Here is a 20,947-nt window from a genome sequence, read left to right as displayed (position 1 = left end):
CGCCGACCGCCCGAATGGCGAGGTTAAGGTTACTCTGGTGCAACCAGCGGCAAGCATAGCCGAATTCCGGGAAAATGAATACGCGCTATTGGCGAACACCCGCTCATGTGACGCCAAAGCCTCGTTCCAGCGTCCACCTGAACTGTGTCTGTCAACATCTTGTGTTTGCATTAAAACATCTCCCAGATGCAGGCCCCGTCTTGCACGCTATAGGCCTCGAAAACCTGTGTAACCTCGGGGTCGAACACCCCGAACTCCGATGGCCTGTCGGCCAGTGATATCACGATCCGGCTGGGCATCGGCCCAATCCCCGGAAGGCGCGTCACGGCGTAGGTCTGGCAAAGGTGATCCATATCCGCCATGACCGTCTCAAGTGCCGCCTCGCCGCCCGTAAACCCTTCTGCGACAAAGCGAAACCGATAAGTAAGCCCCCCGCCCGGTCGATCCGTCAGCACCTCCAAAAGCCGCGCCTCAAGCCCCGATGGCAGCAGCAGCGCCTCCTCCTGCGCCGCCGCTGCCTGTTGCGCAAGGCAAAGCGTCAAAACCAGCCCCGCGATCCTCATCTCGCCCTCCGCATCCAGCGCGCACGATTGGCCGGATCTTCAAGCACCGCGGCGATCCTTGCCTCGGCATCGGCACGGTCAAACCGGCCCTGAACCTCGCCACCGGCGACAACCTCAAGGCCGTTGCCAGAGCGCGTCACCCGCACCGCCGGCACAAACCCGCGCAAGGCCTGCAGGGCCCGCCACATATCCTGACGCACGAGATGCGCAAGATAGCGCCGCCCACCCTTCGGAAGCTGAGTCGCCACCGCCAGATCAAACCGAACAGGCCACCGCCGCGCCACGATCAGCGCGCCCTCCTCTTCGACCTCATGCCAGCGATCCCGGCCCATGCCCTATCTATCTACCCTGTTTCTTCTTGCGTTAAATATCCCGGGGGTTTGGGGGCTGCCCCCAAGTTACCCCTCCCTCAAAGCGGGATATTATCGTGCTTTTTCCATGGGTTAGCCAGCTTCTTGTTGCGCAGGGACGCAAACGCCCGGCTCACCCGCATGCGAGTGCTGCGCGGCTGGATCACCTCGTCGATGAACCCGCGCTCGGCGGCAACGAAGGGATTGGCGAACCGATCCTCGTAATCCTTGGTATGCGCCGCGATCTTTTCGGCATCCTTGAGGTCGCCGCGATGGATGATCTCGGTCGCCCCCTTGGCGCCCATCACCGCGATCTCGGCGGTCGGCCAGGCATAGTTGAAATCACCGCGCAGGTGCTTGGAGGCCATAACGTCATAGGCGCCGCCATAGGCCTTGCGGGTGATCACCGTCACCTTCGGCACCGTCGCCTCGCCATAGGCAAACAGCAATTTCGCGCCATGCTTGATCACGCCACCATATTCCTGGCTTGTCCCCGGCAAAAAGCCCGGCACGTCGACCAGCGTCAGGATCGGAATTTCAAACGCATCACAGAACCGCACAAAGCGCGCCGCCTTGCGCGAGCTGTCGATATCAAGACAGCCAGCCAGAACCGTCGGCTGGTTGGCGACAACACCAACGCTCTGACCTTCAAGGCGGATAAAGCCGGTGATGATATTCTTGGCAAAATCGGCCTGAATCTCATAAAAATCTGCCTCATCGGCGATCTTATGGATCAGTTCCTTCATGTCATAGGGCGTGTTGGCATTGTCGGGGATCAGCGTATCAAGGCTCTCCTCGACACGGCCCGGCTGATCAAAGAACGGGCGCACCGGCGGTTTTTCGCGGTTGTTGAGCGGCAGGAAATCAACCAGGCGGCGCACTTCGGCCAGGGCCTCGACATCGTTCTCGAACGCGCCATCGGCAACGCTTGATTTGCGGGTATGGGTGCTGGCGCCGCCAAGCTCTTCGGCGGTGACCACCTCGTTGGTGACGGTCTTGACCACATCGGGGCCGGTCACGAACATGTAAGAGCTGTCGCGCACCATGAAGATGAAATCGGTCATCGCGGGCGAATAGACCGCGCCACCGGCACAGGGGCCCATGATCAGGCTGATCTGCGGCACGACACCGCTGGCCATGATATTGCGCTGGAACACCTCGGCGTAACCGGCAAGGCTTGCGACACCCTCTTGAATACGCGCACCGCCAGAATCGTTGATCCCGATCACCGGCGCGCCGTTCTGCATCGCCATATCCATGATCTTGCAGATCTTTTCAGCGTGGGTTTCCGACAGTGATCCGCCAAAGACGGTAAAATCCTGGCTGAACACATAGACCATCCGGCCATTGATCGTGCCCCAGCCGGTGACAACACCGTCGCCATATGGCCGGTCCTGCTCCATGCCGAAGTCAGTGCAGCGATGCGCCTTGAACATGTCAAATTCTTCAAAGCTGCCGTCGTCCAGCAACAGTTCGATACGTTCGCGCGCTGTCAGCTTGCCCTTGGCATGCTGGGCGTCGATCCGGCGCTGTCCACCGCCCTGACGGGCTTCGGCGCGGCGGCCTTCCAATTCCTGAAGGATGTCTTTCATGGCACTCCCCTTGCGATATTGCGGGCATCATAGGGATTTTAGCCTCAAGGACAAAGCAGAATCCCGCAAATTTGCAAATACTTGGAAAGTATAAAGTGCAAATCTGTAAACTTGCGAACAAATGGCGGCCGGCATGGACTTCACCACAGGCCCCTTTTACGCCAGTCTCATGAACCGGGAAAACAAGGTCCGGTTTCTGGACCGCACAACACCACCGCATATCATCACCCTCATCCTGCTGGCAGGGCTTTCGGCGCTGGCGATGAACATTTTCCTGCCAAGCCTGCCGGGCATGACCGCGTGGTTTGACACCGAATACCGGCTGATCCAGCTCTCGGTCGCCCTCTACCTCGGCGTCAATGCCGGCCTGCAATTGCTGATGGGGCCGATTTCGGATCGCTGGGGGCGGCGCCCGGTGATTATCGGCGGGCTGAGCCTGTTTCTGATCGCCACGCTTGGCTGTATCTTTGCGCCCAACGTCTATGTTTTCCTGACCTTTCGCATGGTGCAGGCCAGCGTCGTCGTGGCCATGGTCCTGAGCCGCGCCATCGTGCGCGACATGGTCCCGCAGGACCGCGCCGCAAGCATGATCGGCTATGTCACCATGGGCATGGCCGTGGTGCCGATGGTCGGCCCGGCCTTTGGCGGGGTGCTGGATAATCTGTTCGGCTGGCAGGCCAACTTCTGGGCTCTGTTTGCGCTTGGCGCGCTGATCCTCTGGCTGGCCTGGTCCGACCTTGGCGAAACAGCTCCGCTGAGCGGGCGCACACTTGCGCAACAGTTTCGCGAATATCCCGAGCTTCTGACCTCGCGGCGCTTTTGGGGCTATGCCCTCGCGTCGGGGTTTTCGTCAGGGTCGTTCTTTGCCTATCTCGGCGGCGCGCCCTTTGTCGGGGCAGAGGTGTTTGGCCTTGAACCCGCAAAGCTTGGCCTGTTTTTCGGCGCCCCCGCCATCGGCTACTTCCTCGGCAACTTCGCCTCGGGGCGCTATTCCACCCGGATTGGCGTGAACCGGATGGTGTTATGGGGCACCTTGGCCAATGCCGGCGGGATCACGGTGAACCTTACGCTGTTCTACCTCGGGCTTGGCACGCCGCTCACGTTTTTCGGGCTGATGACGCTGATGGGGCTGGGCAACGGCATGGTCATCCCCAATGCCACCGCTGGCGCCCTTTCGGTGCGCCCCGAGCTTGCCGGCACCGCGAGCGGGCTGGCGGGGGCGCTGATGATCGGGCTTGGGGCGGCTCTCTCGGCGCTTGCCGGGTTGCTTCTGACCCCCGAGAGCGGCGCGTTTGCCCTGCTCGGGATCATGCTGAGCACCGCGCTTGCCGCGATCATGACGATCCTGATGGTGATGCGGCGCGAACGCCGCCTTGGGCTATCCTGACGCCCGCTCACGCCCGCTCACGATGTTTCGATCCCCTCTGGATATGGGCCCAAGCACCGCCTAGCTCGGGTATAAGCCCAATCAAAAGGAGGCCCTCATGACCCCGCAAGCCCCCCGCCCCGCCAAGGACACCAAGGTCAAAACCCCGCCACCTGCGCGCGTTAGCCCCCTTCAACGGCGCACTCTGCCGTTCAAATTCACCGATTGGGCGGCGATCTAAACCCGGCTGAATCGCGGCCCCACCGCCACAGTTGCGTAAAAGATGCCCCCATCACCGGGTTTTGATTGTTTCAACCTTATGGGGTTATCCTATACTCTGAGCCGAATTTCAGGAGACAGCCAATGATCCAACGCCGCAAATTTCTGGCCACCGGCCTTGCCGCCGTTGCCCTTCCCGCGCTTGTGCCTGCCATAGCAAGCGCCTTTGAGCTTGATCCAAGATACGCCCCGCAAGAGGTGGATTTTGATCCCAAGTATGAACCCGGTCAGCTGATCATCCTGCCGCGCGCGCATTTCCTCTATTTCGTGACCGCGCCGGGCAAGGCGCGGCGTTACGGCGTCGGCGTGGGCAAGGCCGGTCTTGAATTCACCGGCACCGCGACAATTGCCGTGAAAAAGAAATGGCCCACCTGGCGCCCGACCAACGAGATGATCGAGCGTGATCCCGGTGCCTATGGCAAGTTCAAGGACAACGACTATGTTCAGCCGGGCGGCAAGGGCAACCCGCTTGGATCGCGCGCGCTTTACCTGTTCCAGAACGGGCGCGACACCTATTACCGGATTCACGGCACGACCCAGCCAAGCTCGATCGGGCGCTCGGTGTCAAGCGGCTGTATCCGGATGATCAACGAACACGTGCAGGACCTTTACGAGCGTGTGCCGACCGGCACCGTCGTCACGGTTCTCTAGACCATTCCACATCAGACATCGCCGCCGGTTCCGCCATCCGCAGGACCGGCGGTTTTGCCTTTAACACCAGTAAAGCGTGAAATTTCATCAGGATTGCAGCAATCCGCGCATCGCGTCTTGTCTCTTGATTTTTAAAAAATCTGCTCCCATATTTTTCACTGCGACGTTACAGCTATCGACCATCTGCTCCTATCAACGGCTCAGTCACTCGATCTTGCACGACTTTGCCGGGCTGCCGCACCAACGCGGGCAGCAACACTTGAGAAGGAGACCACAGAATGGCAAGTGGCACCGTGAAATGGTTTAACGCAACCAAAGGCTATGGCTTTATCGCGCCCGATGGCGGCGGCAAGGACATTTTCGTTCATATTTCGGCTGTTGAGCGCGCAGGCCTTACCGGTCTGGCCGACAACCAGAAAGTGACATTCGACGTGGAAGCGGGCCGTGATGGCCGTGAATCGGCGGCAAATATCGCCCTCGCATAAAGCGCGCTACCTTACGTTGCGAATGGGGCCCCGCGTGGGCCCTTTTCATTTTGCGGCGGTGATCAACTCGACCACCTTCGGCCCAAGCGCCTCGACGATCCGGGCTACGCCCTCGGCATTTGGATGAATGCCATCCGCCTGAAAATAGGCCTGAAGATCGGCCGGGCTGCCCTCGCCCAGACCGGCAAAGAAATTGCCCGCGTAAAGCGTGCCATAGGCCTCTGACAGCTCAGGATAGATCGCGTCGAAATCGGCCTTGTATTCGGCCCCGTAATTGCCCGGCGCCGTCATCCCCACAAGCAGAACCTCGATGCCCTTGGCCTTGGCCACCTTGAGAATTTCCTCGATATTTCCGCGGCTCATGGCCGGATCAAGCCCACGCAAAAGATCATTGCCGCCAAGCGTCACGATCATCGCATCAACCTCGGGTGTCAGGCTCCACTCCACGCGCGCCGCGCCACCTGTGGTGGTGTCGCCCGACACGCCACCATTGACAAGCCGCGCCTCAAGCCCCTGATCCGCAATCCATTTCTGCATCTGAGGCACAAAGCCCTGATCCTCGACAAGGCCATAGCCCTGCGTCAGGCTATCGCCCAATGCGAGCACCGTGACCGGCCCGGCCCAGGCGGGGCTGACAAGCATGAGAAAGGCGGCTATTGCCTTGCCCAAGGCCCGGCAGGCCCCATATGTCACAAAATCCTTATTGATCAGGCGCACTCGTATGACCTCTCCGATTTTATCGCTTACCGACGCCACACTTTCGCTTGAGGGCAATGCCGGACTTGTCCAGATACTCCACGGGATTTCTCTGGATGTCCACCGTGGCGAGACGGTCGGGCTGATCGGGCCGTCGGGATCTGGCAAGTCTTCGCTGCTGATGCTGATGGGCGGGCTGGAACGTGCCACCTCGGGCAAGGTCATGGCGCTTGATCATGACCTCTCGGCGATGAACGAAGATCAGCTTGCCCGCCTGCGGCGCGACAATTTCGGCATTGTGTTTCAATCCTTTCACCTGATCCCGACGATGACCGCGATCGAAAATGTCGCCACCCCGCTTGAACTTGCCAATCAGCCCGATGCACAGGAGCGCGCCGCGCAAGAGCTTGAGGCGGTCGGCCTGCATGCGCGCGGCGGGCATTACCCCTCACAGCTTTCGGGCGGCGAACAACAGCGCGTTGCCCTGGCGCGCGCCGCCGCGCCGCGCCCGGCGATCATTCTGGCCGATGAACCCACCGGCAACCTCGACAGCAGCACCGGCGCTGCGATCATCGACCTGCTGTTCGATCTGCGCGACCGCCATGATGCCACGCTGGTTCTGGTCACCCACGACCCCGAGCTTGCGGCGCGCTGTGACCGGGTGATTAGCCTTCGCGACGGCCGGATCGAAACCGCCGAGGCCGCCGCATGAGCCTTGGGGTCGCGGTAAAACTGGCCCGGCGCGAGCTGCGTGGCGGCTTGCGGGGCTTTCGGGTATTTCTGGCCTGCGTCATCCTTGGCGTGGCCGCGATTGCCGCCGTCGGCACGATCCGCGAAAGCATCAAGGCCGGGCTTGTGTCGCAGGGCGCCGCGCTTTTGGGCGGCGATGCGGAACTTGAGCTGACCTATCGCTTTGCGACCGCGGCCGAGCGCGACTGGATCGACCAATTCGCCAGCCGCACCTCGGAAGTTGCCGATTTCCGCTCGCTTGCGGTGATCCCCGAGGGCGCGCGCGAGCTCACGCAAGTCAAGGCGGTCGATGCCGCCTATCCGCTTGTCGGCGCCGTTGAATTGCTGCCCGAGATGGCGCTTGCAGAGGCGCTTGCCGACAGCAACGGCCTGCCCGGCGCGGTGATGCATGCGCTGTTGATCCAGCGGCTTGACCTTGAGGTCGGCGACACATTTCGCCTTGGCACGCAAGAGTTTCGCCTGATGGCGGAACTTGTGCGCGAACCCGATCAGTCGCGCGCCGGGTTCGGCCTTGGCCCGCGCACCATCGTGGCGACAGAGGCGCTTGAAACCTCCGGCCTCTTGACGCCCGGATCGCTGTTCAAGACCAAATACCGGCTTGATCTGCCGGATGGCGCCAACCTTTCGGCGGCGGAAGAGAGCGCCAAGACCGGCCTTGCCGGAAGCGGCTTTCGCTGGCTTGATGCGCGAAACGGCACGCCCCGCGTTGCCCAGTTTGTCGAACGCCTTGGCGCGTTTCTCGTGCTGGTCGGCCTTTCGGGGCTGGCGGTGGGCGGTGTCGGCATTTCCTCGGCGCTGCGCTCTTATCTGGCGGGCAAAACCCGCGTGATCGCCACGCTGCGCACGCTTGGCGCGGATCAGCGGACGATCTTTCTGACCTATTTCATCCAGGTCGGCGTTCTGGCGCTTGTCGGGATCGCGGTCGGGATAGGCCTTGGCGTGGGTGTACCGATTGCCCTGGCACCGGTCTTTGCCGACGGCCTTCCGGTGCCGGCGGTCTTTGCGCCCTATCCCCGCCCGATGGCCGAGGCCGCACTCTATAGCACCCTCAGCGTGCTTATCTTTACCCTCTGGCCGCTGGCGCGGGCGCGCGACGTGCGCGCCGCCGCGCTGTTTCGCGATGCGGTTTCGGGATCAAGCCGCTGGCCAAGCTGGCCCTACCTGCTGGCCACGGCGCTGCTGATCGCCACGCTTCTGGCCTCGGCCATCCTGTTTTCCGGCAACCTGCGCCTGACCCTCTGGACGGCGGGCGGCATCGGTGGGGCACTGGCCTCTCTGGCCGCCGCCGCATGGCTGGTACAAGGCGCCGCGCGCGGCCTTCGCCCGCGCCTGCGCCGCCGCCCGGCCCTGAGTTGGGCGCTCGCCGCCATCGGCGGGCCAGGCACCACGGCGGGGCCGGTGATGCTCTCGCTCGGTCTGGGCCTCACCGTTCTGGCCGCGGTTGGTCAGATTGACGGCAACCTGCGCCGCGCGATTGCCGCCGACCTGCCGGAGCGCGCGCCGTCCTACTTCTTTGTCGACATGCAAAAGGACCAGATGCCCGGCTTTCTGGAACGGTTGGAAAGTGACCCGGCCGTGAGCCGGATCGACAGCGCGCCGATGCTGCGCGGGATCATCAGCCGGATCAACGACCGCCCCGCAACCGAGGTCGCCCCCGGCCATTGGGTGGTCGAAGGCGACCGCGCGATCAGCTATGCCGATGCCTTGCCCGCGCGCACCGAACTCACCGCCGGAACATGGTGGGGCGAGGATTATACCGGCACGCCACAGCTTAGCTTTGCCGCCGAAGAGGCCGGGGAAATCGGCTTGAAACTTGGCGACCTGATCACCCTCAACATTCTGGGGCGCGACATCACCGCGCCGATCACCTCGTTCCGCGAGGTTGATTTTTCGACCGCCGGCATGGGCTTTGTGATGCTGATGAACCCTGCGGCCCTTGCCGGTGCGCCGCATAGTTTCATCGCCACGGTCTATGCCGAGCAAGAGGCCGAGGCGGCGATCCTGAACGATATCAACGACCGCTTTCCCAATGTCACCGCGATCCGGGTGCGCGACGCGATTGCGCAGGTGTCTGAGCTTCTGGCCGGTCTCGCCTCGGCCACATCCTGGGGCGCGTCGGTGACGCTTTTGACCGGGTTTTTGGTGTTGATTGGCGCCGCCGCCGCCGATCAGCGCGCCCGTACCTATGAGGCCGCGATCCTCAAGACGCTTGGCGCCACGCGGGGCCGGATCCTGACCAGCCTCGTGTTGCGCGCCGCCATTCTGGGGGCGGCGGCCGGTCTTGTGGCGCTTGGCGCGGGGATCGCCGGGGGCTGGGCGGTGAGCCATTTCGTGATGGAGACCAGCTTTGCGGTGATCTGGCCCTCGGCCATCGCGATCATCCTTGGTGGTGCGCTTGTGACCCTTCTGGCCGGGCTTGGCTTTGCGCTTGGGCCACTGACGGCGCGGCCCGCGCAAACCCTTCGCACGCGCGAGTAAGCCGCATTGAAACCCGGCGCGGGCAGTGGCACCTTAACGACCCAGCATGACAGGAGACGCCATGACAGATTCGCTGCCCATCCCGCTTAGCTCGCCGATGACACCCGCCCAGCAGAGCGCGCTGATCAACCTGGTGCGCCGGGCCGCGCGCGCCGAGATCATGCCGCGGTTTCGCAATCTGGCACAGGGCGATATCACCACCAAATCGGGCCCGCACGACCTTGTGACCGAGGCAGACCACCAGGCCGAGGCGATGATTGCGCGCGGATTGCAGCGGATGTTCCCGCATGCCCTCATCATCGGCGAAGAGGCGGTCGCGGCCAAACCGTCGCTGCGCGAGGATGTCTCCGCCGCAGAGCTGGCAATTATCATCGACCCGGTGGATGGCACCTGGAATTTCGCCCACGGCTTGCCGCTTTTCGGGGTGATCATCGCCGTGACGCGTTTCGGGCGGCCGGTGCTTGGCCTGCTTTATGATCCGATTGCGGATGACTGGATCATCGCGGATGAGGCCACGCCAACCCGCCTTGGCGCCGCCCTTGGCGCAGAGCGCCCGGCAAAGGTATCCTCGGGGGGCGAGTTGTCCGAGTTGCAGGGGTACATGCATTATTCCTTGATGACACAGGAGCAACAAGAGCTTGTGGCGCGGCTTTTGCCGGGTCTGGCGCGGGTGACATCGCTGCGCTGTTCGTGCCATGAGTACCGCGTTCTGGCGCAGGGGGCGGTCGATTTCGTGATGTCGGGCATGCTTAACCCTTGGGATCATGCGGCCGGGGTTGTGGCTTGCCAACAGGCGGGTGGGGTTGCCATGATGCTTGACGGGCGCGCCTATAACACGGAGATTTCCGAGGGCTTTCTGCTCTGCGCCGCAAATCAAGACACCTGGACCCGGCTGCGCGATCATTTCGCCGGTTTGCTGGGCGAGGCCTGGGACGAAAAATCCTAATTCCCGCCTCAAAACGAACAAAGACGTATGACATTAGATCATTCTACTTCCGATTGATCCAACATGGGCTCAGGCATGGTGACCAACCAGCGACAGGCGGATAATACCGATTTCCCCACCCTATCCGACAAGGACAGGGCCGAGGCGATCGGCTGTCTCTATGACGTCGCGCTTGATCCGGCCCGCTATGAGGCGCTTTTGGATCATTGGGAAAGCGCGATCAGCCCGCTGCGCGCGCGCGCCGATTTCGCGGCGCCGCGCCTGCTTGATGACCCGCAAATCGCCAGCCATTTCCGACGTGCCGGGGAATTTCTGGACCGGATCGCGCTGAGCGAAGACCCCGATGAGATCGACGCCATCCTTGCCCCCTTTGACAGGGTCGCGGCGCTCGTGTTCGATCAAGAGAACTGCATTCGCGCGGCAAATGAGGCGGCGCGCATACGGCTAAACCTGCCCGAAAAGGCGCGGCTTGGCGATCTGTCGATCAACGCCGATGACATCGAGGCCGTTGCCGCCACCGTGCGCCTTCTGATCCATGACAGCGACAAGGACAGCGCCGTCTTGCGCGTGCGCTCGCGCGTCGAGGGGCACCTGATCGTGCTGCGCCTGCAACGTCATCTGGCAGCGGATGGCACGCCGCTTGTGATTGCCGCGTCAAACGAGGTCGCCTGGCCAGAGGGCTTTTGCGATATCCTGCGCAGCGCCTTCAGCCTGAGCGGCGCCGAGGCCGAAGTCGTGCGCCATCTCGTCGATTGCCGCTCCGTCAACGAGATCGCCACGCAGCGCGGCCGCTCGGTGGATACGATCCGCGCCCAGATCAAATCAATCCTCGCCAAAACCGAAACCCATTCCCAGCTGGAGCTGGTGCGCCTCGCGCTTTCGGTCATGGACATGACCAGCCTGACCCTGAAATCGGCCACCGGCCCCCGCGTGGTGAGTGGCGGCGATGGCATGCTCAAGGAGCTGGATTTTCAATCGCTGGTTACCCCGGACGGACGGCGGCTTGATTACCTCGTGCTTGGCGATCCGGGCGGCACGCCGGTGCTGTATCTGCCGCTGGATTTCGGGCTTGTGCGGTGGCCCGCCTCGGCCGAGGCCGAGGCCGAAAGGCGCGGCTGGCGCATTATCGTGCCTTTGCGCCCCGGTTATGGCCTGTCGGACATGGTGGCGCGCAGCACCGATTACGACGCCGCCCTGACCGCCGATACGATCCAGATATTGCAGGCCGAAAGCGTGACCCGCTGCCCGATCATCTGTCAGAGTGGCGACTTTTATTACGCCGTTCTGTTGGCCCGCCAGAACCCCGAGATGATCAGTGCGATCATCGCCTGTTCCGGCATGCTTCCGCTAACCCGGCGCGAACAATTCGAGCGCATGGACAAATGGCACCGCTTCATTCTGGCGGGCGCGAAATATACGCCGCATCTGTTGCCGTTCATGGTCAAGGCCGGCTTTCTGCTGGCCCGCAAGATCGGCAAACGCGGCTTCTTCCACTCGGTTTTCGGCAATTCGCCCGGCGATATGGCCACATTTGAAGATGCCGAAGTGTTCGAGGCCATCGTTACCGGATCGGACACCGCCCTGTCCGACACCCATTGCGCGCATGAACCCTTTTCCCGACAGCTAACCTCGGGTCAGCTTGGTGACTGGAGCGATGAGGTCAATGCCTTGCGCGGCCAGCTTCCGGTGGTCTTCATGAGCGGCACCCAGGATCCGCAGGTGCCGCTTGCCACCCTGCAAGAATTTCAGCGCGATTACACTTGGATCGAATTCCACCTGTTCGAGGATGCCGGTCAGCTGGCGTTTTTCCGGCGCTGGCGCGATGTTCTGGATCGCCTCACAGCACTTATTGCGGAATAATCACTATTTTACCCTATATGGGGTATGACAGACTCATCTTATTCACGCTACCGTGATATTGCGTGAGTGGACTGGTATGACGTGATGGCGCACCCGGCCCTGCTTGACACTGACCGATTATTTGGTCGTTCTGGTTTTCAAGAGTAAATTTTCAAACGATGAGGGGCGGTCCGCAAGGGCCGCCTTTTTCGTCTGTTGCCCCGCCTGAAACCGACGGCCGCAAGGGGGTGCCCCTGCGGCCGTGTTTCATATCCAACCGAGGGGCGCTATTCGGCGGCTTCGGCATAATCCTCAAGCGGCGGACAGGTACAGATCAGGTGCCGGTCGCCATACACATTGTCGACCCGGTTGACCGGCGGCCAGTATTTATCGACCCGGAACGCCCCCGGCGGGAAACAGCCCTGTTCGCGGCTATAGGGCCGGTCCCATTCGCGCACCAGATCTTCCATCGTGTGCGGCGCGTTCTTGAGAGGGTTGTTGGCCGCATCAATCCGGCCCTCTTCGATGTCGCGAATTTCTTCGCGGATCGCCAGCATCGCATCGCAAAAACGGTCAAGCTCGGCCTTGGTTTCGCTTTCGGTAGGTTCCACCATCAAAGTGCCGGGCACAGGAAAGCTCATCGTTGGCGCGTGAAAGCCGCAATCCATCAGCCGCTTCGCGATATCGTCCACGGTCACGCCCGCGCTGTCCTCGAAGGGGCGCGTATCGAGGATGCATTCATGCGCCACCCGTCCCGTCGGCCCCTTGTAGAGCACCTCATAGGCCCCCTCCAGACGCTTGGCGATATAGTTGGCGTTCAGGATCGCAACCCTCGTCGCCTGGGTAAGGCCCGCGCCGCCCATCATCAGGCAATAGGCCCATGAGATAGGCAAGAGCGAAGGCGAGCCATAGGGCGCGGCGCTGACCGGGCCCTGTTCGCCCCCCGTTGCGGGATGCCCCGGCAGGTGCCGCACAAGATGCTGCTTCACACCAATCGGCCCCATGCCGGGCCCCCCGCCGCCATGCGGGATGCAGAAGGTCTTGTGCAGGTTCAGGTGGCTCACATCGCCGCCCAGATCGCCGGGACGGCTCAGCCCGACCATGGCGTTCATATTGGCGCCGTCGATATAGACCTGCCCGCCATGGCCATGGGTGATCTCGCAGACCTCTTTGACGGTCTCCTCAAAGACGCCATGCGTGCTTGGATAGGTGATCATGCAGCCGGCAAGATTGTCCGAATGCTTCTCGGCCTTGGCGCGGAAATCATCGACATCAATATCGCCATTGGCGGCGGATTTGACCACCACCACATCCCAGCCGACCATATGCGCGCTGGCCGGGTTGGTGCCATGCGCGCTGACCGGGATCAGGCAAACCTTGCGGTGCCCCTGCCCCTGCGCGCGGTGATAGGCGGCGATGCTCAAAAGGCCGGCATATTCGCCCTGCGCGCCGGAATTGGGCTGCATCGAGATCGCCGCATAGCCGGTGATATCACAGAGCTTGGCACTTAGATCGTCGATCATCTGCTTATAGCCAAGCGCCTGATCCTCGGGCACAAACGGGTGCAACAGGGCAAATTCCCGCCAGCTTACAGGCATCATTTCTGCGGCCGAGTTGAGCTTCATCGTGCAACTGCCAAGCGGGATCATCGCGCGATCAAGCGCAAGGTCGCGATCCGCAAGGCGACGCATGTAACGCATCATCTCGGTCTCGGCCCGGTTCATGTGGAAAATCGGGTGATCAAGGTAATCCGTCTCGCGGTGCAAGGCCTCGGGCACGCGGTAATCGGGGGTAAAATCGGTGTCCTCCATGATGATCCCGAAGGCGCGCCAGACGGATTCGATCGTGGCCGGGCGGGTGCGCTCGTCCAACGTGATGCCGATCTTGGTCTCGCCGACATGGCGCAGGTTCACGCCCTCGCGCACCGCTGATTGCAACACGCCGCGCTGCAAGAGGCCGACATCGACCGTGATCGTGTCAAAGAACGCCTCTGGCTCTACATGAAATCCCGCAGCCTCAAGCCCCTTGGCCAGACGCACGGTCTTGCGGTGAATGCGCTCGGCAATCGCCCGAAGGCCCTCGGGGCCGTGAAACACCGCATACATCGACGCCATGACCGCCAAAAGCGCCTGCGCGGTGCAAACGTTGCTGGTGGCCTTTTCGCGGCGGATATGCTGTTCGCGGGTTTGCAGGCTAAGGCGATAGGCGCGGTTGCCATGGCTGTCGACCGACACGCCGACAATCCGCCCCGGAAGCGCGCGTTTATAGGCATCCTTGGTCGCCATATAGGCGGCATGCGGGCCGCCATAGCCCACCGGCACACCAAAGCGCTGCGTGCTGCCGACGGCGATATCGGCGCCCATCGCGCCGGGCTCTTTCAACAGGGTAAGCGCCAGCGGATCGGCAATCACGATGCCAATGGCGTTTTGCGCATGCAGCGCCGCGATCTCGGGGGTGAAATCGCGCAGGGCACCATGGGTGCCGGGATACTGGAAAATCGCGCCAAAGACCCTGTCGGCCTCAAGATCGTCGGGCGCGCCGACAATGATCTCGATATCAAGCGGCGCGGCGCGGGTCTGCATCACGGCGATATTCTGCGGATGGCAATTTTCATCGACAAAAAACGCGCGCGCCTTGGATTTGGCGACACGCTGCGCCATGGTCATCGCCTCGGCCGCCGCCGTCGCCTCGTCCAGAAGCGAGGCATTGGCAATCTCAAGCCCGGTCAGATCGCTGACCATGGTCTGAAAGTTCAACAGGGCCTCAAGCCGCCCCTGGCTGATTTCCGGCTGATAGGGGGTATAGGCCGTGTACCAGGCGGGGTTTTCAAAGATGTTGCGCTGGATCGCGGGCGGCGTAACCGTCCCGTGATAGCCCTGCCCGATGAGAGAAGTCAGAACCTTGTTCTTCGAGGCGGTCTGCCACATGTGATGCAGCAACTCGCTTTCGGATTTGGGCTTGCCGAAATCAAGCGGCGCCTCCTGCCGGATCAACTTGGGCACGGTTTCATCAATAAGCGCCTCAAGGCTGGGCACGTCAAGACGCTCCAGCATCTCACCCATTTCCTTGGGCGACGGGCCGATATGGCGCCGGTTGGCAAAATCATACGGCAAATAGTCTGTTGGCTTGAAAGGCATCCCAGATCTCCCTCTGACAGGCGCGAGATGCCGGACCATCATGGCCCAGCGCCCCGGCTTTCATCGTTCCAAAAATACTCCCGCGCGGCGCGCGTCCCGCACTGCGCGATCAGACGCTAGCTGATGTAATCCTGATAGGCGGTCTCATCCATGTACTCGTCCATCTGGCCAAGGTCGCTCGCCTTGATCTTGAAGAACCAGCCATCACCGGTCGGGTCGTCATTGACCTTGCCGGGCGTGTCGGCCAGCGCCTCGTTGACCTCGACAACCTCGCCGTCAATCGGGGCCAGGATATCGCTTGCGGCCTTGACGCTTTCGATCACGACCACCTCGTCATCCTTGGTCACCTGGGTGCCGATCTCGGGCAGCTCGACAAAGACGACATCGCCAAGCTGTTCGCTGGCATGCTCGGTGATTCCGACCACCACAAGGTCGTCTTCAACGCGCAGCCATTCGTGTTCTTCAGTAAATTTCATGCTCTTCTCCCTGATGATGTTCAGCGTTTGAAATTGGCAGGTGTAAACGGCAGTTTCGCCACTTTGACCGGCATGCGCTTGCCGCGCACTTCTCCGTAAATGACCGTGCCCTCGGTTGCCAAGGGCTTGGGCAGATATCCCATCGACATCGGTGCCTCGATCGTCGGCCCGTAAGCCCCCGAGGTGACCTGCCCCACCGGCTCGCCGCCCTCCGCAGCCGCGAAAAGCGGCGTGCCCTCGCGCATCGGCGCACGCCCTTCGGGGCGCAATCCGACGCGCGCACGCGCAGCGCCATTGACCATCTCGTCAAGGATGCGCTCTGCGCCGGGAAAACCGCCCTCGCGCGCGCCGCCCGCGCGGCGTGCCTTCTGGATTGCCCAGATCAGGCTTGCCTCGACCGGGCTCGTGGTCTCGTCGATGTCATGGCCATACAGGCAAAGCCCCGCTTCAAGGCGCAGGCTGTCGCGCGCGCCAAGGCCGATGGGCTCTACGTCATCATGCGCCAGCAAAGCGCGCGCAAGGGCCTCGGTCTCGGCTTCAGTCACCGAAATCTCATAGCCATCCTCGCCGGTATAACCCGAACGTGAAATCCACAGCTCGCCGAATTCCGAGGCGAAAATGCCCACATCCATGAACCGCGTCGCCGCGACGCCGGGCACCATGCCCTCAAGCACCGCCTCGGCGGCCGGGCCTTGCAGCGCCAAAAGCGCGCGGTCGGTGATTTCCTCGACCTCGCAGCCGGGCAGGCCTGCACGCATATGGGCGATATCGCCCACCTTGCAAGCGGCATTGACCACCACAAACATGTGATCGCCGCGATTGGCCAGCATCAAATCGTCCAGAATGCCGCCCTCGTCATTGGTGAAAAACCCATAGCGCTGGCGCATCTCGCCAAGTCCTATAAGGTCAACCGGCACAAGCGCTTCCATTTCGGTCGCGGTCTGTGCATAACCGCCCGGCGCGCGCAGGATCACCTGCCCCATGTGGCTCACGTCGAAAAGCCCGGCCTTGGCGCGGCAATGCAAATGTTCCTTCATCACGCCCGCCGGGTATTGCACCGGCATGTCATAGCCGGCAAAGGGCACCATCTTGGCGCCCAGTTCCCTGTGCAGTGCGTTCAGTGGCGTTGTGAGCAAATCGGCCATCTGCATCCTCCCTTACCTTTGGGCCCGGATAATCAGATGATCACACCGGCACCGTTACGACGCATTGGCCCTGAAAGCCGCGTCACGATGCCCCCTCTGTCCTTTTGCCTGAGATCGCTATCCCTTCGGCGCCCCGGCATATATCCGGGATCTCTCCAGAGTCTCTTGTCGTCGGACAGGTCCTTGCGCCTGAGAGTTTCCGGGGCGGTTGCTCCTTCGGCACTGGCAAAGCCAGTTCTCCCTATCCGATCTGCGTGTACGTTAGTATACTGTTTGAGCCGCTTCAAGCCTATTTCAGGCAGGGCGGTGTTGAAAACAATGTGAACAGTGCCTCGTTGTTACAGACCAGCGCCTCAAGCGTGATCTCGTCAAGGTGGGCATAGAATGCCTCGACCGCATCGGCCAGCGCCAGACGGAGCCGACAGGCATCGACCAGCGGGCAGGTATTGTCGACATCGGCAAAACATTCCGCCACCGGCGTATTGGCCTCAATCGCGCGAAACACCTCGCCGACGGTGATCGCGCTCATGGCACGGCCAAGCATGACGCCGCCGTGCCGCCCGCGCTGCGTATGTAAAAACCCAAGCTGGGCCAGCTTGTTGATCACCTGCGCCAGATGACTTTCCGACGTATTACAGCGTTCCGCGATCTCGGATTTGGTTACCATCCGACCCGGATTGGCACCACAGAACATCAGCAGCCTGATGGCGATATTTGCACGTTTGGTGACCCGCATGGCGAAACCGCCCCCTTGCTTGAATGTTGCCAACTTTGCCTGCAAACTCCACCGCGACCATGATTCAGATCAAAAGGGGCACGTTATACCCTCACTTAGCGATGCATATTTCTTTGGCTACGGCAGCCTCGTGAACCGCGACACCCATGTGTTCGATGCGGCCCATCCCGCGAAGCTTCGCGGCTGGCGGCGGGTCTGGAGGCCTACAGAGCTGCGCCCGGTGGCCTTTTTGACGGTTGTGCCCGACCCCGCCAGCACCATCGACGGGCTGATCGCGGCGGTGCCGGGGGCCGATTGGCCCGCGCTTGATCTGCGCGAGGCGGCCTATGCCCGCGTGCCCGCACACGATCAGGTCACCCACAGCTTGCCGCATCGCCCCGAGATCGCGGTCTATAGCATCCCTGAGGGCGCACATGGCACGCCAAGCATCGCCCATCCGATCCTGTTGAGCTATCTTGATGTGGTGGTACAGGGCTATGCCCGCGAGTTTGGCCCCGAGGGTGTGGCGCGTTTTTTTGATACCACCCACGGCTGGGAGGCCCCGATCCTTGATGATCGCGCCGCGCCGCGCTATCCGCGCCACCAAATCCTGAGTGCGGCCGAGCGCGGGCTTGCCGACGATCACCTTGAGCGCGTGAACGCCCGCCTGATCCGCGATACCGCCTGAGCCACAGGATATGGACACGGGCGCAGCCCCGCGCCAAACTGGTGCCAAAAGGGCGTGATCCTCGTGAAACTTCAGCTTCTTTCAACCACCGGCATGACCCTTTTGCGGATGAGCCGTAAGCTCTGGATAAGGGTCGCGCTCATGGCCTTGCTGGCGGTGCTGGCCTCGGCCATCGCAATCCTGTTTGAGAGCTATATCCCGATCGGCCTTCAGAACCGCTTTACCTCCAATTCGGTCATGCCGATCCTGACGATCCTTGCCTCGGGCATGCTCGCGGTAAGTACGTTTTCGCTGAACGTCATGGTGACCGCGCATAATGCGGCCGCCGGTCAGGCGACACCGCGGGTGCATCGCATCTTGCTGGCCGACACCACCACGCACACGGTTCTGGCCACCTTTATCGGCGCGTTTGTCTATTCGCTCAGCGCGATGATCCTGTTCAAGGCCGGGTTCTATCCCGAGGGCGCGAGCGTTCTTGTGCTTGGCTTTACCGTGGCGGTGGTGGTGCTTGTCATTCTGGCGCTGCTGCGCTGGATTCATCACCTCAGCGATCTTGGAAGCATGGATGCCACGCTTGCCTCGACCGAAGAGATCACCCGCGCCTGTCTTATGCGGACCCGCCGCCTGCCCTCGCTTGGGGCGCAGCGCTTGACGCGCGACATGGTTTTGCCAAGTGAGGCAGAGCCGCTCGCCTCGCGCGCCACCGGCTATGTGCAATTCATCGACCTGCGCGCCATAAGCGACAAGCTGACCAGCGATCAGATCCGGGTCTATCTTTACGTGCGCCCCGGCGACTACGTGATCAAAGGCCAAGTGATCGGCCATGCCACCGGGCTTGGTGAGATGGCGGAAACCCTGATCACCAAAAGCCTGACCATCGGGCGCTATCGCACCTTTGAACAGGATGCCTCTTACGGCTTGCTGGTGCTGTCGGAAACCGCATCACGGGCGCTGTCGCCGGGCATCAACGATCCCGGCACGGCGATTGCGGTGATCTGTCGGCAGGAAAAGCTGTTGCTGGACTGGGCGCATGGCACCCCCGATAGCGACACGCCGCTGTTTCCTCGGCTGTTTCTACCGGATGTGTCGCGGCGCGCCTTGATCGAGAACACCTTCGCCAGCACCGCCCGCGACGGGGCGGGCCTTATCGAGGTGGCCGAACGCCTGCAAGACGCGCTCAGCACCTTGGCAGAGGGGCCCGAACCAGAGCTTGCCGGTGCCGCGCGCGATCTGGCCGCGCGCGCGCTTGAGTATGCCGATCTGGCCTTGCCGCTAGAGAGCGAAAAAAAGCGGCTTCGCGACCGGAGCGATAACCCTAGCCCTTGGCCTTGATCACCTGCAACAGCGGCAAAACCTGTGACATGTCGGGCCCGTGCGCCTGCCCGGTCAGCGCCTTGCGCAGTGGCATGAAAAGACCACGGCCCTTGCGGCCAGTGGCCTCTTTGACGGCGGCGGTCCACTTGCCCCAGGTTTCGGTGTCATGCGGGCCCTCGGGCAAAAGCGCCATTGCCTCGGCGATAAAGGCGCGGTCCTCGTCCTCGATCGCCGGCTCTGCGCCATCGCGGAACAATTCCCACCACGCCGCAAGGTCCTTGCGCGTGGTGATGTTTTCGCGTGTCACCTGCCAGAATTGCTCGGCCTGCTCGGCCGGCACGCCGACCTCGGCGATGGTTTCGGCCATCGCGTCAAGCGGCAGAGCGGCAAGATAGCGCGCGGTCAGCGGGAACAGATCCTGTTCGTCAAACTTGGTCGGGGCCGCGCCAAAGCGATCGATATCAAAGCCCTCGATCAACTCGGCCATATCGGTGCGAAGCTCGATCGGGTCCGACGAACCAAGCCGCGCCATCAGGCTCAAGAGCGCCATCGGCTCGACGCCCTGCTCGCGCAGATCGCGCAGCGACAGCACGCCAAGACGCTTTGACAGCGCCTCGCCCTGCGGCCCGGTCAAGAGCGAATGATGCGCGAATTCCGGCGGGGTGCCGCCAAGCGCGGTGATGATCTGGATTTGCGTCGCGGTGTTGGTCACATGGTCCGAGCCGCGCACCACATGGGTCACGCCCATTTCCACGTCATCCACCACCGAGGCCAGCGTATAAAGCACCTGACCATCACCACGGATCAACACCGGATCGCTGACCGAAGCGGCATCAATCGAGATATCGCCGAGAATGCCGTCATTCCAGTTGATGCGTTCCTGATCAAGCTTGAAGCGCCACACGCCATTGCCGCGCTCGGCGCGCATCGCGTCCTTCTCGGCCTCGCTCAACTCAAGGGCGGCGCGGTCATAGACCGGCGGACGCCCCATGTTGAGCTGTTTCTTGCGCTTCAAGTCAAGCTCTGTTGGGGTCTCGAAGGCCTCGTAGAACCGGCCCATCTCGCGCAGCTTGTCCGCCGCCTCGGCATAGCGGTCAAGCCGCTCTGACTGGCGCTCTGTGCGATCCCAGTGCAGGCCGAGCCATTCCAGATCATATTTGATCGCGTCGACATATTCCTGTTTCGAGCGCTCAGGATCGGTGTCGTCGATCCGCAAGATGAAACTGCCCCCCGCCTTGGCGGCGATCATGTAATTCATCAGCGCGGTGCGCAAATTGCCGACATGGATATATCCGGTGGGCGACGGGGCAAATCGGGTGGTGGTCATGGGCTTCTCCTGCTTCGCGGTGGATGTGTCACAGGTGCGCGTCATTGTCCAGAAATCCCCGCTTTGCCCCCCCCGTCTTGCGGATTTTCCCGTGCGAATGCGTCAAAACGCCGTGAAGCCCTAGGAGTGTGCATAAAATGCCCTATCCTC

General features: G+C 62.1%; 19 protein-coding genes and 1 riboswitch. Of the genes, 10 read left to right on the top strand and 9 right to left on the bottom strand.

All coding sequences use genetic code 11. The features are described 5' to 3' along the window. Window positions 1-170: 170 nt before the first annotated feature. From ROG8370_RS05475 to ROG8370_RS05465, 3 genes are all read right to left on the bottom strand, one after another. Window positions 171-563: a DUF6497 family protein gene (locus ROG8370_RS05475; protein ID WP_085826067.1), complete on the bottom strand. Its 393-nt coding sequence runs from the start codon at window positions 561-563 to the stop codon at window positions 171-173. Further along, a complete protein-coding gene (locus tag ROG8370_RS05470) occupies window positions 560-895 on the bottom strand; it encodes a hypothetical protein (protein ID WP_085826066.1) in 336 nt (111 codons plus the stop codon). The genes ROG8370_RS05475 and ROG8370_RS05470 overlap by 4 nt, the downstream gene beginning before the upstream one ends. A gap of 77 nt (window positions 896-972) precedes the next feature. Continuing rightward, entirely contained in the window at window positions 973-2,505 is a 1,533-nt protein-coding gene (locus ROG8370_RS05465; RefSeq protein WP_085826065.1) for an acyl-CoA carboxylase subunit beta, read from the bottom strand. Between the two features lie 133 nt (window positions 2,506-2,638). Between ROG8370_RS05465 and ROG8370_RS05460 the strand changes: the two genes are divergently transcribed. The 4 genes from ROG8370_RS05460 (at window position 2,639) to ROG8370_RS05450 (ending at window position 5,286) form a co-directional block, all read left to right on the top strand. Then, a complete protein-coding gene (locus ROG8370_RS05460) occupies window positions 2,639-3,892 on the top strand; it encodes a multidrug effflux MFS transporter (protein ID WP_245827214.1) in 1,254 nt (417 codons plus the stop codon). A 97-nt stretch (window positions 3,893-3,989) separates the two neighbouring features. Further along, window positions 3,990-4,112: a hypothetical protein gene (locus ROG8370_RS21250; protein WP_281252695.1), complete on the top strand. Its 123-nt coding sequence runs from the start codon at window positions 3,990-3,992 to the stop codon at window positions 4,110-4,112. Between the two features lie 122 nt (window positions 4,113-4,234). Further along, window positions 4,235-4,801 carry a L,D-transpeptidase gene (locus ROG8370_RS05455; protein ID WP_170925182.1) on the top strand — a complete coding sequence of 189 codons (567 nt, stop codon included), beginning with the start codon at window positions 4,235-4,237 and terminating at the stop codon, window positions 4,799-4,801. 278 nt (window positions 4,802-5,079) lie between these two features. Then, on the top strand, window positions 5,080-5,286 hold the full coding sequence (locus ROG8370_RS05450; protein ID WP_085826064.1) for a cold-shock protein: 207 nt from the start codon (window positions 5,080-5,082) through the stop codon (window positions 5,284-5,286). A 45-nt stretch (window positions 5,287-5,331) separates the two neighbouring features. On the opposite strand, the gene ROG8370_RS05445 is transcribed toward ROG8370_RS05450, so the two are convergent. Next, the gene (locus ROG8370_RS05445) at window positions 5,332-6,009 is read right to left on the bottom strand and encodes an arylesterase (protein ID WP_370738325.1); all 678 of its coding nucleotides are present in this window, start codon (window positions 6,007-6,009) and stop codon (window positions 5,332-5,334) included. Between ROG8370_RS05445 and ROG8370_RS05440 the strand changes: the two genes are divergently transcribed. The 4 genes from ROG8370_RS05440 to ROG8370_RS05425 all read left to right on the top strand — a co-directional run bounded on the left by ROG8370_RS05440 (window position 6,008) and on the right by ROG8370_RS05425 (window position 12,016). Further along, window positions 6,008-6,694, top strand: a complete 687-nt coding sequence (locus ROG8370_RS05440) for an ABC transporter ATP-binding protein (protein ID WP_139838049.1) — start codon at window positions 6,008-6,010, stop codon at window positions 6,692-6,694. The genes ROG8370_RS05445 and ROG8370_RS05440 overlap by 2 nt on opposite strands. Continuing rightward, window positions 6,691-9,210, top strand: coding sequence for an ABC transporter permease (locus tag ROG8370_RS05435; RefSeq protein WP_085826061.1), 2,520 nt, complete (start codon window positions 6,691-6,693; stop codon window positions 9,208-9,210). Before ROG8370_RS05440 ends, ROG8370_RS05435 begins: the two co-directional genes overlap by 4 nt. A 61-nt stretch (window positions 9,211-9,271) precedes the next feature. Next, window positions 9,272-10,156, top strand: a complete 885-nt coding sequence (locus ROG8370_RS05430; protein WP_085826060.1) for an inositol monophosphatase family protein — start codon at window positions 9,272-9,274, stop codon at window positions 10,154-10,156. Between the two features lie 75 nt (window positions 10,157-10,231). Further along, window positions 10,232-12,016 (top strand): bifunctional helix-turn-helix transcriptional regulator/alpha/beta hydrolase, encoded by a 1,785-nt coding sequence (locus ROG8370_RS05425; RefSeq protein ID WP_085826111.1) that lies wholly within the window; start codon window positions 10,232-10,234, stop codon window positions 12,014-12,016. Window positions 12,017-12,282: 266 nt separating this feature from the next. Here the strand turns inward: ROG8370_RS05425 and gcvP are convergent, their stop codons facing one another. The 4 genes from gcvP to ROG8370_RS05405 form a co-directional block, all read right to left on the bottom strand. Then, window positions 12,283-15,132, bottom strand: coding sequence for an aminomethyl-transferring glycine dehydrogenase (gene gcvP, locus ROG8370_RS05420; protein ID WP_085826059.1), 2,850 nt, complete (start codon window positions 15,130-15,132; stop codon window positions 12,283-12,285). A 116-nt stretch (window positions 15,133-15,248) separates the two neighbouring features. Beyond that, window positions 15,249-15,608 carry a glycine cleavage system protein GcvH gene (gene gcvH, locus ROG8370_RS05415; RefSeq protein WP_085826058.1) on the bottom strand — a complete coding sequence of 120 codons (360 nt, stop codon included), beginning with the start codon at window positions 15,606-15,608 and terminating at the stop codon, window positions 15,249-15,251. A gap of 20 nt (window positions 15,609-15,628) precedes the next feature. Further along, window positions 15,629-16,753, bottom strand: coding sequence for a glycine cleavage system aminomethyltransferase GcvT (gcvT, locus tag ROG8370_RS05410; protein WP_085826110.1), 1,125 nt, complete (start codon window positions 16,751-16,753; stop codon window positions 15,629-15,631). 167 nt (window positions 16,754-16,920) lie between these two features. Continuing rightward, window positions 16,921-17,006, bottom strand: a riboswitch (glycine riboswitch). 36 nt (window positions 17,007-17,042) lie between these two features. Continuing rightward, the gene (locus tag ROG8370_RS05405; protein ID WP_085826057.1) at window positions 17,043-17,489 is read right to left on the bottom strand and encodes an RrF2 family transcriptional regulator; all 447 of its coding nucleotides are present in this window, start codon (window positions 17,487-17,489) and stop codon (window positions 17,043-17,045) included. 130 nt (window positions 17,490-17,619) lie between these two features. Here ROG8370_RS05405 and ROG8370_RS05400 point away from each other — a divergent pair, with 130 nt between their 5' ends. Further along, window positions 17,620-18,156: a gamma-glutamylcyclotransferase family protein gene (locus ROG8370_RS05400; protein WP_245827213.1), complete on the top strand. Its 537-nt coding sequence runs from the start codon at window positions 17,620-17,622 to the stop codon at window positions 18,154-18,156. A gap of 63 nt (window positions 18,157-18,219) precedes the next feature. Continuing rightward, window positions 18,220-19,488 carry a DUF2254 domain-containing protein gene (locus ROG8370_RS05395; protein ID WP_085826108.1) on the top strand — a complete coding sequence of 423 codons (1,269 nt, stop codon included), beginning with the start codon at window positions 18,220-18,222 and terminating at the stop codon, window positions 19,486-19,488. Here ROG8370_RS05395 and gltX read toward each other — a convergent pair. Beyond that, a complete protein-coding gene (gene gltX / locus ROG8370_RS05390; RefSeq protein ID WP_085826107.1) occupies window positions 19,472-20,797 on the bottom strand; it encodes a glutamate--tRNA ligase in 1,326 nt (441 codons plus the stop codon). The two genes, ROG8370_RS05395 and gltX, sit on opposite strands and share 17 nt — an antisense overlap. Between the last annotated feature and the right edge of the window lie 150 nt (window positions 20,798-20,947).

Origin of the sequence: Roseovarius gaetbuli, assembly GCF_900172365.1 — a bacterium.
Taxonomy (GTDB): Bacteria; Pseudomonadota; Alphaproteobacteria; order Rhodobacterales; family Rhodobacteraceae; genus Roseovarius; species Roseovarius gaetbuli.
This window is presented reverse-complemented; position numbering and strand designations above follow the sequence as displayed.